General features: G+C 42.4%; 11 protein-coding genes and 1 pseudogene. 6 read left to right on the top strand and 6 right to left on the bottom strand.

Features of this window, described 5'->3' with window-relative positions; all coding sequences use genetic code 11:
* Nucleotides 1-74: 74 nt before the first annotated feature.
* Entirely contained in the window at nt 75-779 is a 705-nt protein-coding gene (locus tag ACN6MY_RS01365; protein ID WP_419882490.1) for a DUF2278 family protein, read from the bottom strand.
* Nucleotides 780-1155: 376 nt separating this feature from the next.
* Here ACN6MY_RS01365 and ACN6MY_RS01360 point away from each other — a divergent pair, with 376 nt between their 5' ends.
* The 5 genes and pseudogenes from ACN6MY_RS01360 (at nt 1156) to msrB (ending at nt 6155) form a co-directional block, all read left to right on the top strand.
* Nucleotides 1156-2091, top strand: coding sequence for a sugar-binding transcriptional regulator (locus ACN6MY_RS01360; protein WP_419882489.1), 936 nt, complete (start codon nt 1156-1158; stop codon nt 2089-2091).
* A 513-nt stretch (nt 2092-2604) separates the two neighbouring features.
* A complete protein-coding gene (locus tag ACN6MY_RS01355) occupies nt 2605-3003 on the top strand; it encodes a cytidine deaminase (RefSeq protein WP_419882488.1) in 399 nt (132 codons plus the stop codon).
* Nucleotides 3004-3107: 104 nt separating this feature from the next.
* Nucleotides 3108-4291 (top strand): annotated as a pseudogene (locus tag ACN6MY_RS01350) (NupC/NupG family nucleoside CNT transporter).
* Nucleotides 4292-4406: 115 nt separating this feature from the next.
* Complete coding sequence (locus ACN6MY_RS01345; RefSeq protein ID WP_419882487.1) at nt 4407-5009, top strand: AmiS/UreI family transporter; 603 nt, start codon at nt 4407-4409, stop codon at nt 5007-5009.
* 186 nt (nt 5010-5195) lie between these two features.
* Nucleotides 5196-6155 carry a peptide-methionine (R)-S-oxide reductase MsrB gene (msrB, locus tag ACN6MY_RS01340; protein WP_419882486.1) on the top strand — a complete coding sequence of 320 codons (960 nt, stop codon included), beginning with the start codon at nt 5196-5198 and terminating at the stop codon, nt 6153-6155.
* 528 nt (nt 6156-6683) lie between these two features.
* Here the strand turns inward: msrB and ACN6MY_RS01335 are convergent.
* The 5 genes from ACN6MY_RS01335 to ACN6MY_RS01315 form a co-directional block, all read right to left on the bottom strand.
* Nucleotides 6684-8336, bottom strand: coding sequence for a glutamine--tRNA ligase/YqeY domain fusion protein (locus ACN6MY_RS01335; protein ID WP_419882485.1), 1653 nt, complete (start codon nt 8334-8336; stop codon nt 6684-6686).
* Nucleotides 8337-8611: 275 nt separating this feature from the next.
* The gene (locus ACN6MY_RS01330) at nt 8612-9355 is read right to left on the bottom strand and encodes an amino acid ABC transporter ATP-binding protein (protein WP_419882484.1); all 744 of its coding nucleotides are present in this window, start codon (nt 9353-9355) and stop codon (nt 8612-8614) included.
* A 12-nt stretch (nt 9356-9367) separates the two neighbouring features.
* Complete coding sequence (locus ACN6MY_RS01325) at nt 9368-10033, bottom strand: amino acid ABC transporter permease (RefSeq protein ID WP_419882483.1); 666 nt, start codon at nt 10031-10033, stop codon at nt 9368-9370.
* 33 nt (nt 10034-10066) lie between these two features.
* A complete protein-coding gene (locus ACN6MY_RS01320) occupies nt 10067-10846 on the bottom strand; it encodes a transporter substrate-binding domain-containing protein (protein WP_419882482.1) in 780 nt (259 codons plus the stop codon).
* A 246-nt stretch (nt 10847-11092) separates the two neighbouring features.
* On the bottom strand, nt 11093-12523 hold the full coding sequence (locus ACN6MY_RS01315) for a methyl-accepting chemotaxis protein (protein WP_419882481.1): 1431 nt from the start codon (nt 12521-12523) through the stop codon (nt 11093-11095).
* Nucleotides 12524-12659: 136 nt separating this feature from the next.
* Between ACN6MY_RS01315 and ACN6MY_RS01310 the strand changes: the two genes are divergently transcribed.
* On the top strand, nt 12660-13919 hold the full coding sequence (locus tag ACN6MY_RS01310; protein ID WP_419882480.1) for a M14 family metallopeptidase: 1260 nt from the start codon (nt 12660-12662) through the stop codon (nt 13917-13919).
* Nucleotides 13920-13942: the final 23 nt, after the last annotated feature.

Raw genomic sequence — 13942 nt, 5'->3', positions numbered from 1 at the left:
TAAAATCCCCAGCTTCCTTTCCGCCGTGAAAGGAAGCTGGGGATTTTCTTTATATACTTTATTCAGACTGGAGGTCAAGGCGCTCCCGCATTTTTTAACAATTGGTCATGGGTACAGGTTCCATCAGGGTAGCCCCGTTCATCTGTACACCAGGACTGTGAAAGAAAGGCTAAAAACACGGCCGTCCAATGTGAATCAAATTGAATGAGGATGCCTCCGTCATGATAAATCCCATTGTCCCTGGCCCAGTCCTTTTCGTTTCCTGGTTTATCTTCATTTCCCTGGTTCATATGAACATTATGCATGCCATTTTCTGGGCGGAACCCGAACACTTTATCAGTGGTATTTTCAGGCCCGAATCTGGATCCGTAGATATATACGGGAGCCTTCTCTGCTTTTGCTTTTTGAATATAAGCATCAAGCCTGTCATTCAAATCATCATCTGGTCCTGCCGCATCAAAGGGCAATGCTTTCATTAAGGAAGGGTCAAATAGTCTGCCTCGTACATAATCCAGCCCGGGAATGCTGCTTTCCCTGTCAATTCTTGTATATCCCGGCTTCATTGCAAGAAGGGCACGCAAGGAAGTACCGTTAAAATTTTCATCTGCCATATACAGCACCTCGGACTGCTGTGAGCTTGACATCACATTCACTGCAATTCTGTAATGCATGCCTTCCTCGCCAATCATATGGATTTGGTAATGGGGAGTATCGGCATTCCGTTCAGGACGGCCTTCTAAAACAATTCCCTTCAGTACACCATAATTCTGAACTGGCATAAACATCCTCCTGACATTTTTAAGAATGTAACATTGAGAGGGACTAAACATGGCTTTTTATGCGCTTGACAGATTCCCCATCAATCTGGCGTTTTCAAAATACCCGCTCTTTATTTATATCATATTTTAAAGATAACATACTAAATATTCAGTGTAATATAACCAAAGAAGAGTAAAGCTCATTCCTGCTGAATCAAAATGGGCAAATGGCCATGGTTCTCTCTCTTTTAAAGTTCGCTGCGAAGAAGGTCCTATTTAGAAGTAGGCTTTGGTTAAAGTACATTGTTGATTGGAGTGCATTTGAAAAAAAGAAGTACCACTTTCCATTATTTTTGGTAGAATAATGTTAATTCAATTAGGTGAGCGGGTGTGCTTTATGGATGATGAAAAAATCAAAAAAATTATCGAGGCGGCTAAGCTCTATTATTTGCATGATTATAATCAAAACGACATTGCCAGAAAGCTTGGGGTGTCGCGGCCTACAGTATCCCGCTTTTTGCAGCAGGCAAAAACCAAGGGGATCGTCCAAATCACCATCATGGATCCGGCAGAAAATTCGGCTGACCTGGCAAAAAAGCTTCAGCATAGATATAAGCTTAAAGATGCCATCATTGTTCCGGTGCCCTTCAATGATGAAGAACTGATAAAACGAAGGCTTGGTGAAAGAGCAGCGGCCTATTTGCATGAAGTTGTTGCGGATGGCGATATTGTCGGAGTTACGTGGGGAACAACACTTTACCATATCGCTTCTGAATTAAAGCCCAAAGCAGTGAGAAATGTTAAGGTGGTACAGCTAAAGGGAGGCGTCAGCCACTCCGAAAAAAACACATATGCATCTGAAATATTATTCCTTTTTGGCAAGGCTTACAACTCAGTGCCTATCCAGCTACATCTTCCTGCTATTGTCGACCATATGGCTGTCAAGCAAGCCATGGAGGCAGACCGCCATATACGCAGGGTGCTGGATACAGGCAAGAAGGCAAACATTGCTGTTTTCACGGTCGGTTCAGTTGAAGCAGAATCACTGCTATTTCAGATGGGCTATTTTACTGAGGATGAAAAAAGGCATCTCTATGAGCATGCGGCAGGCGATATCTGCTCCCGGTTTTATGATAGAAGCGGGAAGGTTTGCAATGAAGGAATCAATCAGCGGACATTAGGCATTGAACTGGATTGCCTGAAAGATAAGGATCAGTCGATTCTTGTAGCCGGAGGTTCTGCCCGGATTGCTGGAATCAAAGGCGCCTTAAACGGAGAGTACGCCAACATTTTAATAACTGACCAATATACTGCACAGGCTCTGCTTGGATAGCGGAGATGAAAAAACTGATCCTATAGTGGGATCGTTTTTTTTTTGAACCTGGTTTATTTTTTGGCTCTTTTCTTAACCTCTTTTCTTAAAAATTGTTGTTTTTTAATAAGTTCTGTGAGGCGATCCCATTGTTAAGTCAGGTTGATTGGAGCGCAAGGTGCGAGACTCCTGCGGGATTAGCGGAACAGGTGAGCCGCAGGCGCAGCCGCCCGCCCCGCGGAAAGCGAGCATCCTGGAGCGGAAATCAGCCACCATGTTCCATATCAGCAAATTTACGAAAAAAGCCATTTTTTATATACCAGAAAAATAATTTTTACATTTGTTCAATTTCCTGTTTACATTTGTTCAAGTCCTGTTGTAGTATAAAAGTGTTAGAAGTACGTACCTCTTTGTATGAATTTCCAAGAGGGTCTCTTTTTTTGAGCGTGATGAAAGCGTTTCCTGAAATAGATAGAAAAATAGAAGATTTTTGGGGAAAGTTCGTTCCATATTTGAAGAAATGGAGTGTTTTATATGGATAAAAAAACATTAATACAAGAAGCAATAGAAGCAAGAAAGCAGGCTTATACACCGTATTCCAAATTTCAGGTGGGAGCAGCCCTGCTGACTGCCGATGGCCGTGTTTATCAAGGGTGCAACATTGAAAATGCTTCATATGGCCTGACAAATTGTGCAGAGCGGACAGCTATTTTCAAAGCAGTATCAGAAGGCGCAAAAGGTATCCAGGCCATAGCAGTGGCGGGGGATACAGAAGGCCCGGTTTCTCCATGCGGAGCCTGTAGACAGGTAATAGCAGAATTCTCTGATGAAAACACAAAAATATACCTGACCAATCTTAAAGGCGATGTCACTGAAACAACGATTAAGCAATTGCTTCCAGGGTATTTCGCTGCATCAGATTTGAATCAGTAATCAGTTATAATTCAGGAAGTTAGTACAAAGAATAAACAAGATATACGTAAGCATGCTTGTGGCATGCACATACAGAAATTTAAATCATCCAGCGGAGGTACATCATGAAATATCTTATTGCGATTGCCGGCCTGATTGTGGTCTTTGGACTTGCATTCCTTGCAAGCAGCGACCGTAAAAAAGTGAAAATCAAGCCTATCATAACGATGGTCATCATACAGATTGTTCTTGCCTTTCTCTTATTGAATACTAAATTCGGTTACATTATTATAAAAGCCTTTGCGAATGTTTTCTCAAAGCTCCTCGAATATGCAGGAGAAGGAATTTCCTTCGTGTTCGGCGGAATTGCCAATAAAGGGGAAGGGCCCTTTTTCTTGAATGTGCTGCTTCCAATTGTTTTCATTTCTGTACTGATCGGAATCTTCCAGTACTTTAAGATTCTGCCTTTCATCATGAAATGGATCGGGTTTTTACTGAGCAAAGTAAACGGAATGGGCAAGCTTGAATCTTACAATGCGGTTGCTTCTGCTATGGTCGGCCAATCAGAAGTTTTCATCACTGTAAAAAAACAGCTCGGCCAATTAACATCTCAGCGTCTATACACGCTATGTGCTTCTGCCATGTCCACAGTATCTATGTCCATCGTTGGCGCCTATATGACAATGATTGAACCTAAATATGTGGTAACGGCCATTGTAATCAACCTGTTCGGAGGATTTATTATCTCTTCTATCATTAACCCTTACACGATTGCTGATGAAGAGGATATTCTTATTGTTCAAGAAGAAGAAAAACAGTCCTTCTTTGAAATGCTCGGAGAATATATTCTTGACGGCTTTAAGGTTGCAATCATTGTTGCTGCCATGCTAATTGGTTTCGTAGCATTAATGGCTGCGATTAACAGTCTGTTTGATATGATTTTCGGTATCAGCTTCCAGCAATCTTAGGGTATATCTTCTCTCCATTTGCCATCCTTATGGGGATACCGGCAGGAGAAGCAGTTAAAGCCGGCGGAATCATGGCTACAAAGATGGTTACCAATGAATTCGTGGCTATGCTTGACCTAAGCAAAACTGCTTCACAATTGAGTTCAAGAACTGTAGGAATCATATCTGTCTTCCTTGTTTCTTTTGCCAACTTCTCTTCCATCGGAATCATTGCGGGAGCTGTAAAAGGGCTGAACGAAAAACAAGGTAATGTAGTAGCTCGTTTTGGATTAAAGCTTCTATATGGCGCTACACTTGTAAGTGTCTTATCATCAATCATTGTAAGTCTTATAATCAAATAATTAAACACGGCAATTCTCCTTCAAAAAAGAAGGAGAACTGCCTTTTCTTTTTTTAACAATATAATTATGGAATAATAAGGAGGAATGGTGAAAAGGCAGCTTTTCACAGTAACATATGGGTACAATAGGATTATTTTTATCAGGCGCAGTTTTATTTTTAAATGGACTTATGCTGCTTGGAAAAGCAGATGGAAAAAGCGTTGCATATTTCAACTTATTCGTAGGAGCGATTCAAACTGTTTCTCCGTTTTACTTGGCGGTTGTTTCGGATCAAAGCAACTGGGAGCTTTACAATAACGCCAGCATCTTTTTATTCGGGTTAACGTATCTTTATGTTGGTGTTACTACGATAAAGGACTTGAACGGCAGCGGACTTGGCTATTATTCTCTGTGGGTAAGCATTGCAGCCATTGTATATGCTGCTGTTTCCGTCATTCATTTTGGAGATTTATCAAGCGCACTGACATGGATTATGTGGGCATATCTCTGGTTCTTGTTTTACCTTTCTATGTCACGCGGCAAAGATATTGATGAGTATATCGGAAAAGTCGCTGTCGTGTTATCGTGGGTAACTTTGACAATACCATCATTACTTAATCTGACAGGAGTAGCAGAGGAAACAGTGGCTCTAATAAATTATGTCATCTCACTTGGTGCCATCGTATATTTCTGCTATCTGACATTCAGCTGGCAGCGCAGAAAACAATATGCTTCCTGATTTCCCGGCAAACGGCAAGGAATGTTCATTCCCGCCCGTTTGCCTTTTTATACGGATGAACTGTCTGGTTTAATTTGCAGAAAAATACCCTTTATAATAATAGTGAAACGCATGCGGTGTGCAGTGTTAAAATAATGGGTCTTTTGCCTGTTCGCGTAAATATAGGAGTAAGAGGAGGGAAATCATATGATATCAGCTCAGCATGAAAGGGCCGTATTTGCAGGCGGCTGTTTTTGGTGCATGGTTGAGCCCTTTGATGAAAGAGAAGGGATTATCCGGGTCATATCGGGATATACAGGCGGTTTTGCGGAAAACCCGACATATAAACAGGTAACATCAGAAATGACTGGACACCTGGAGGCAGTGGAAATTCTATATGATCCCAATAAGATTACCTACAAAGAACTTCTTGATGTGTATTGGAAGCAAATTGATCCTACAAATGAAGCTGGCCAGTTTTCTGACCAAGGGCATTCCTATTCGACAGCTATCTTTTATAGTAATGAAAATCAAAAAAGGGAGGCTGAAGCCTCTAAAAGTTTGCTTGAGGAAAGCGGCAGGTTTAAAAAAGAGATTGTGACTAAAATCATACCGGCAGGAGTCTTTTATCATGCTGAAGAATACCACCAGGATTTTTACAAAAAGAATGCTTTTCGCTATGCCCTCTATCGCAGGGGGTCAGGGAGGGAGGCGTTTTTAAAAGAGCATTGGCCCAGGGATCTTTCAGATTTAAAAGAAAAACTTACGGAACTCCAGTTTCATGTCACTCAGGAAAACGGCACAGAACCCCCCTTTGAGAACGAATATTGGGACAATGAAAGCGAAGGCATATATGTGGATATTGTTTCGGGAGAACCGCTGTTCAGCTCCCGGGACCAATATGACAGCAGATGCGGTTGGCCCAGCTTCAAAAAACCCATTATGTATTCAAGTGTAAAAGAAACCGTGGACCTGAGCCACCGGATGACGCGGACAGAGGTTAGGAGCAGGGAAGGGGACTCACACCTTGGTCATGTGTTCCCGGACGGCCCAGGACCTGACGGACAGCGCTACTGTATCAATTCCAGCGCTTTAAGGTTTATACCAAGGGAAGAGATGGAACAGCAGGGCTATGGAGATCTGCTGCTGCTGTTCCGGATCAAATAATAAGGACAGAAAAAAAGCCTGAATCCCGGCAAGCTGGGGATTCAGGCTTTTTACTGGTCTTATGCTGGTCGAGGGCCCCCAGGATGGGGGTCACAAAGACGCTGCCGCAGGACGCGGCGCTCTTAGTCTTTGTTCCTACGACAACAGGCGCTTTCGCTTTTTAAAAATCCAGCTGCAGCGCCTAGCCTCTCGAGGTCATAAGCCACATAAGAATTGAAGGCAAAAGGCGCCTTCTATTCTTACGCGACTTATGCTAGTTGAGGCTGACCAGGCGCTTTCGCTTTATTTAATCCAGCTGCAGCGCCTAGCCTCTCGAGGTCATAAGCCACGTAAGAATTGAAGGCAAAGGGCGCCTTCTATTCTTACGCGTCTTATGCTGGTCGAGGCTGACCAGGCGCTTTCGCTTTATTTAATCCAGCTGCAGCGCCTAGCCTCTCGAGGTCATAAGCCACGTAAGAATTGAAGGCAAAGGGCGCCTTCTATTCTTACGCGTCTTATGCTGGTCGAGGCTGACCAGGCGCTTTCGCTTTATAGTTTAAATGAGCTTTTTAGTTCTACTATTTGGTTAAAGACGATATGGTCTTTTGTTGTGTTTTTCGGGTCTGCGTTAAAGTATCCGTGCCTGAAGAACTGGAATTTGTCCTGAGGTTTTACTTCCTTCATGTTCGGTTCTACAAACCCGTTAAGGATAGTCAGGGAATTAGGGTTTACTCGTTCAAGGAAAGTTTTTTCCTCTTCTTCCTCTGTCTCATCATCTAAGATTAAAGGCTGATAAATCCGGAATTCAGCAGGAATGGCATGCTTGGCATCTACCCAGTGAAGAGTTCCCTTTACCTTCCGTCCAGTGAATCCTGTACCGCTCTTTGTTTCAGGATCATACGTGCAGCGGAGCTCAATAACATTGCCTTCATTGTCTTTGATTACTTCTTCGCACTTAATGAAATAAGCGTGCTTCAGGCGGACTTCATTGCCCGGAAACAGGCGGAAGTATTTCTTTGGAGGATCCTCCATGAAATCATCGCGCTCTACATATATTTCACGTGAAAATGGAATCTGGCGTGTGCCCATTTCAGGATTTTCGGGATTAATTTCTGCATCAAGCATTTCCACTGCATCTTCAGGATAATTTGTGATCACTACTTTTAACGGATCAAGAATACCCATTGTACGAGGTGCTTTCAGCTTTAAGTCTTCCCTTACAAAGTGGTCCAGCACCTGTGAATCTACTGTTCCATATGCTTTGGATACGCCGATTTCATGGCAGAACGCACGAATGGCTTCTGGTGTATATCCTCTGCGCCTAAGACCGGAAACAGTCGGCATACGCGGGTCATCCCAGCCGTCTACATATCCTTCTTCAACCAGCTGTTTCAGCTTGCGTTTGCTCATTACGGTGTTGGAAAGATTCAGCCGGCCAAATTCATACTGCTGAGGCTTGTTTTCCATTTCGCATTGTTCAATAATCCAGTTGTATAGCGGACGCTGGTCTTCAAACTCGAGCGTGCAAAGAGAATGGGTCACACCCTCAATAGCATCTTCAAGCGGATGTGCGAAGGCGTACATTGGATAAATGCACCACTTATTTCCTGTGTTATGGTGCTCCGTGTGTGAAATTCGGTAAATAACCGGGTCGCGCAGGTTGATATTAGGGGAAGACATATCAATTTTTGCGCGCAGAACCTTTTCTCCATTGGCAAAAACGCCATCGCGCATTTTTTCAAATAGTTCCAGGTTTTCATCTGCTGTGCGGTTTCTGTAGGGGCTGTCCTTTCCAGGCTCAGTCAGTGTTCCGCGGAACTCACGGATTTCATCTGCACTCAAGTCATCCACATAAGCCAAGCCCTTTTTGATTAAAAGCACGGCTCTGTCATACATTTCGCCAAAATAATCAGAAGCAAAAAAGAGTCCGTCCCAATCATAGCCAAGCCATTTTACATCTTCTTTGATGGAATTCACATATTCAATATCTTCTTTTAAAGGATTAGTATCATCGAAACGCAGGTTTGTTTTTCCGTTGAACTCATCCGCCACGCCAAAGTTCAGGATAATGGATTTAGCATGGCCAATATGTAAATATCCGTTTGGTTCAGGAGGAAAACGGGTGACAATTTTCTCGTGTTTTCCAGTCTCTAAATCTTCTTGGATGATATTTCTGATAAAATTCGAAGAGTTATGTTCCAACTGTTTCGACCTCTTTCGTGTTTAAGGATATATATCGTGATAATAGGATCTGATAGCGCCGGGCATATGCATGCGCCTTTTAAATTTCGTAAAGGGAGCAAATCTATATCATATAATTTTACCTGTATATATACCATAAATACAGACTTTTTTCCACGTTCTGAACTGAAAGTCCGCCAGCCTTGCCATTTTCTGTTTAAAAGCTTTTCTTCCCAAAAAAGAGGCTGTCCCAAAAGGTCCGGTAAATAGGACCTTTTCAGACAGCCTCCTAACTTTTACTTAAGAGATGTAGTTTGAAGAAACTCTTTTGTGCGCTCTTCCTTTGGGTTATCAAAGAATTGGGCGGCGCTATTGCTTTCTACAATTTTGCCTTCATGCATAAAGACAATCCAGTCAGCTACTTCCCGGGCAAAGCCCATTTCGTGCGTAACGACAACCATTGTCATTCCTTCATCGGCAAGGTGTTTCATTGTGGCAAGAACCTCGCCCACCAGCTCCGGATCAAGCGCGGATGTAGGTTCATCGAATAGGAGAATGTCAGGCTTCATGGCGAGAGCCCTGGCAATGGCAACGCGCTGCTTCTGTCCGCCTGAAAGCTTGCTTGGATACACATCCGCCTTATCTTCAAGACCGACCTTTTTTAACAGCTCCTGTGCTTCCTGAATGGCTGTGTCTTTAGATACCTTTTTGACATGTATGGGAGCCTCAATTACATTTTCAAGGACGGTCATATGCGGAAACAGCTGAAAATGCTGGAATACCATGCCGATTTTTTCTCTGAGCTTATTAATATCCTGCTTGCCCGGATTAATTTCCTTGCCCTCAATGATAATTTGGCCGCTGTCCTTCTTTTCGAGATAATTCAGGCAGCGGAGCAGGGTGCTTTTTCCGGAACCGCTTGAGCCGATCAGGCAAACTACATCACTTTCAAGGACCTTCATATCTATATCTTTTAAAACATGCAAGTCACCGAAGGACTTGTTCAGGTTCTTAATTCTTATCATAACTTTTTGTTCCATGTAAGCATCCTCCTATCGGTCGCTGACTGCCAGTTTCTTTTCGATCAGGTTTACAGCAATCGTTAATATCGCAACCAGAATTAAATAATAAACGGCAACGATCAGCAAGTACGTCATTTCGTCAAAATTATTCGATCCGAGCGTTGTGGAAACGTTAAACAATTCATTCATGGAAATGAAGGCGGCCAGTGATGAATCCTTCAAGCCGATGATGAATTGGTTGCCAAGCGGTGGCAATGCCCTGCGCAGAGCCTGAGGGAGGATGATCCTGCGAAGTGTAAGTGACTTGCTCATTCCCAGGGATCGGCCGGCTTCCATTTGTCCTTCATCAATGGATTGTATCGTTCCGCGGAAAATTTCCGCTATGTATGCGCCGTTATGCAGGGCAAGAGCCAGTGCAGCTGCCCAGAAATCAGGAAGCAGGAAGATGCCGCTGATCCCGAAGTATAAGATAAAGATCTGCACGATTAACGGTGTTCCCCTGATGAGATAAATATAGGCGTTGGAGATATACTCCAGAATTTTAATATTTGATATTTTAAGAAGTGCAAAAAACAGACCGATCACAATACCGATTAAAACAGATACGACTGTCAGCTCCAAAGTCAGGAGCATGGCATCGACAAATACATTGGTCGAGCCAAATAAGGTGTCGAAAAAATGAGAAAAACTAGGCAAATGGACAACTTCCTTTCTATCTGGACTTTTGGGTCACTCAGGTTTCTTTGTGATATCCTCGCCAAAGTATTTCTTTGAGATCCTGGCAAGAGTACCGTCTTTGCGGAGGTTCTCCAGCGCTTTGTTTATATCTTTAACAAGCTGGGGATTATCCTGCGGAAGGACGACAGCCTGTTCGCTTCGTTCAATCAATTGGCGGCCTGTAATCTTGAACCCTTCCTTGGCAGCGGTTTTGCCTGTTACGAAATCCGTGATTACGGCATCATGCCTGCCTCCGCTTAATGCTTTCAAGGCAGTGATGTCACTGTCATACATTTTTATGTTGCTGGTGTACCTTTTTGCTGTATCAGCATATGTAGAACCCTTTGCTACAGCCACTTCTTTTCCTTTTAAGTCTTGGACCGTCTTGATTTTGCTGTCTGGCCTTACAAAAATCTGAGGTCCGGAGTAGTAATAGGGCGTTGAAAATGAAACATGTTTGCTCCGCTGGGGATTAATGGTGTGGCTGGCTACCGCCGCATCAGCCCGGCCTGTTTTAACTCCTTCTACGATTCCCTTGAATTTAATCCTTTTTTCGACTGGCTTTAGATGCAATTCCTTGGCAATGGCCCGTCCCACTTCAATGTCGAAGCCGGTTAAAGACATATCATCCTTTACATAACTGAACGGCTTAAACTCGCCGGATGCTGCAAATATGAATTCGCCTTTATGGATGAGCTTGGCGCCATCGGGCAACTGGTCTTTCTCAGCACAGCCTGCCAAAAGACCCAGCAGGAGAACGGAAGAAAGGAAAAATGTCATTTTTCTTTTCATGCTGTATAATTAGCCCCCTTTTTACATAAATTTTCAGCTTAGTTATTTCCATACCCCTAATCTTTCCTTGGTAATCCGCTAGTTAACTAACTTCCATTAATTGATATGCCCAAAGGGAAGATGGAGACTTGAGAAGGAAGGAGAAGCAAAAAAAACCTGCATTCATCCATGCAGGTTTTTTGAGTTAAAGATTATGAAGTTCATGTAAATTGCTTGATTTTTCATGCACATTTTCTACATTTGCAGCTATTTCCTGGAAGGTAGCTGAAACCTGCTCGATGGCTGAAGCAATTTCCGTGATGCTGCTGTTGTTTTTAGCATGCTTTTCCCGAAATCACCCATTGATAGAGAAATAACACTGCCATTCTGTGATAGCTGATTAATCGAACCTGCCATTTCCTGCAATTGGGCATTCATCACCTTCTGGAGGCCTACTAATTCATCGTATCCATCTACAGAGGCCGTAATGGCTGTGACATTGGAATCAACTATAGAATCTGTTTCATTGAGTGATTCTATGACTTTATCTTTTTCATCCATTATTTCCATCAGCAGCAGCTGAATGAACTGAGAAGACTGTGAAGATTGCTCAGCAAGCTTGCGGACTTCATCGGCAACGACTGCGAAGCCTTTACCCTGTTCACCCGCTCTTGCAGCTTCTATGGCCGCGTTCAAGGCCAGCAGGTTCGTCTGTCTGGCAATTGCAGAGATGGAATTCAGTGCCTCCGTGATATCGCTTATTTTATTATCAAGAGCTGTTACCGCGTATTTGGACTTTGTTGATGCCTGCTTAACTTCCCCGATATGGGCCGCAGTATTTTCTAGGGCTGTTTTATTTTCTTCCGCCATTTTTGAAACATGATTGGTATAGCCTTTGATTTCAATTGCTTTTTCAGAGTTTTCCCTTAAACGGCCGATGATGTCATTTACCTTTTCCTCTGTATCTTCAATGATATGTGAGAAGTCCTGGCTTTCCGTATGGATTCCCTGGACAAATCCGTCTATTTGCTGAAGGGCGCCGGTTGAATCTGATATGTTTTGATTCAGGCTTGAAACATTTTGATTAAGCTGAACGGAGGAACTCTTAACGGCTTCCAGGACAGCCTGGATATCCGCTGTAAGCTGCTCGCTATTCTCAAGAGTTTTTCTTGCCCGTTTTGTGCTGTTCAGAAAAATAATCCCTACCAATATAAATTGAATGCCATAGTAGACCGAAGTCAAAATGGAACGGTGTATGCTTGATTCGATAACCATCCGGTCTGCAAAATAGTAATGTGTGAATTGAGACAGAACCAAAAGGGGAACCGTTAAAAATAATGTCTTTTTAATAAGGGAATAATCGGCATATAGACTGGCCAGGCCTAAGGGAATCAGCCAGACAAATGGGACATTGACCCAGGAATCGGTATGCAGGATAAAGGCAAAAATGAGCATGGAAACGAGTGATAAACTCTTGAATTTCCTGGCGTCCCTGCCTAATTTATAATACATAGCCGGCACAAGGAACAAAATGAACTGAAGATTATAAAGAACACTTATGACCTTAAGCTTTGGCATGCCATAAAGTACAATTTGAAAAACATCATTTAGCGCCATGAGTACGGCAGCAGCAAGGAATATACGAAAGATGATCTTGTTTACCATTTCCTCACTTCGAATAGCAGTTTTATTTTCCATGTTAACGCTCCTGTATGACTTATATTTTTGAACTATTTACCATTTTAATATAGCTGTTATGATAAATATAGTAAATTATACACATTAATAGCAATTAAGGTAGTATAAGGAAAAATATATTTTGCAGGAGAGACGCATGAAAAAGAAAAATGGATATGTATTATTAATTACTGTATTGCTCAGTATCATCCTTATACAATGGGTGATTCCACCGGTATTGCTTCAGCTGTCTAAAGCAGATGAACCCCAAAGGAAGGGTAAAGGGAAAGAATTATCGTATTATATCAATACCTACGATCAGTCACTGAACCGTTTTCTAAACTATGAATCCATGCTGAAGAAAACCTGGAAAAGTGTTCATCACGAAAAAATCCAAGTGGGAAAAACGGGCTTAACACAGGATTATATGATGGCTGATGCAAATGGAACGAGGAAGAATCTGATTGTGCTGACAGCAGGCGTGCATGGAATCGAGGGCTATCAGGGATCTGCCATGCTCGATGTATTTCAGCATGAATTTTTATCAAAGATTAACCCTGAGAATACGGGAATCGTGATTGTACATTCGGTAAATCCATGGGGAATGAAAAATTTCCGGCGCTATAATGAAAATAATGTAGATCTTAACCGTAATTTTATATATAACTGGAAAACATTCAATCTTAACAAAAATAAGGATTATAGTGATCTGGCTGCATTTTTTGAAAAAAACAGCGGGCTTGGCAACAGTACACTGCATGAAATTGGTTACTATGCTGGCCTTGGTAAAGAAGCGGTCTTTTCAGGTACAGGAAAAATTCAGGATGCTTTGCTGACAGGGCAATATACAAATCCTAATGGCGTTTATTTTGGGGGAAACAGCGATACCGATGCTACTAAGCTATTAAAAAAGCTGTATAAAAGCATTCTTAAGGGACCGTATAGCAATATTGTACATGTGGACCTCCACACAGGATATGGTCCCCGCAGCCAAATGAGCATTTTCAGCTCCAGCAATGAAACGATGAATCAAAAAGAGGCAGAAAAAGCCTTTAACTATCCATTGGTATTAACACCAGATGCTGAGGATTATTATGTGACAAATGGTGATAACACTGAATACTTTAATAAACTGAAACAATCCATTGCACCTGATAAAACGCTGTATTCCACAACATTCGAGTTTGGAACATTAGGGGATGATATGCCGGCCTCTATACAATCTCTAAAAAATACAATTGATGAAAATCGTCTATATCAGCATGGATCATCGAGCAAGATAACAGAAAAAATGATCAGGAACAGGTATCTGCAGATGTTTTACCCAACTGATGAAAAGTGGCGCAAAAAAGCAGTAAGGGATTTCCGGCAAGGACTGAACGGAGTGCTTGTGAACCGCGGGATTATAACTCGTTAATCAAAAGATGCAGTGTATGTGGC

This window comes from Peribacillus sp. B-H-3, assembly GCF_048572925.1.
GTDB lineage: Bacteria > Bacillota > Bacilli > Bacillales > DSM-1321 > Peribacillus.
Note: the sequence above shows the minus strand (reverse complement) of the source record. Positions and strands in the feature narration are given on the sequence as shown.

Excerpts from the sequence above, each read along its gene's own strand:
- ACN6MY_RS01365 (WP_419882490.1), bottom strand. The coding sequence starts at position 779 with ATGCCAGTTCAGAATTATGGTGTACTGAAGGGAATTGTTTTAGAAGGC.
- ACN6MY_RS01360 (WP_419882489.1), top strand. The coding sequence starts at position 1,156 with ATGGATGATGAAAAAATCAAAAAAATTATCGAGGCGGCTAAGCTCTAT.
- ACN6MY_RS01355 (WP_419882488.1), top strand. The coding sequence starts at position 2,605 with ATGGATAAAAAAACATTAATACAAGAAGCAATAGAAGCAAGAAAGCAG.
- ACN6MY_RS01345 (WP_419882487.1), top strand. The coding sequence starts at position 4,407 with ATGGGTACAATAGGATTATTTTTATCAGGCGCAGTTTTATTTTTAAAT.
- msrB (WP_419882486.1), top strand. The coding sequence starts at position 5,196 with ATGATATCAGCTCAGCATGAAAGGGCCGTATTTGCAGGCGGCTGTTTT.
- ACN6MY_RS01330 (WP_419882484.1), bottom strand. The coding sequence starts at position 9,355 with ATGGAACAAAAAGTTATGATAAGAATTAAGAACCTGAACAAGTCCTTC.
- ACN6MY_RS01320 (WP_419882482.1), bottom strand. The coding sequence starts at position 10,846 with ATGAAAAGAAAAATGACATTTTTCCTTTCTTCCGTTCTCCTGCTGGGT.
- ACN6MY_RS01315 (WP_419882481.1), bottom strand. The coding sequence starts at position 12,523 with ATGGAAAATAAAACTGCTATTCGAAGTGAGGAAATGGTAAACAAGATC.
- ACN6MY_RS01310 (WP_419882480.1), top strand. The coding sequence starts at position 12,660 with ATGAAAAAGAAAAATGGATATGTATTATTAATTACTGTATTGCTCAGT.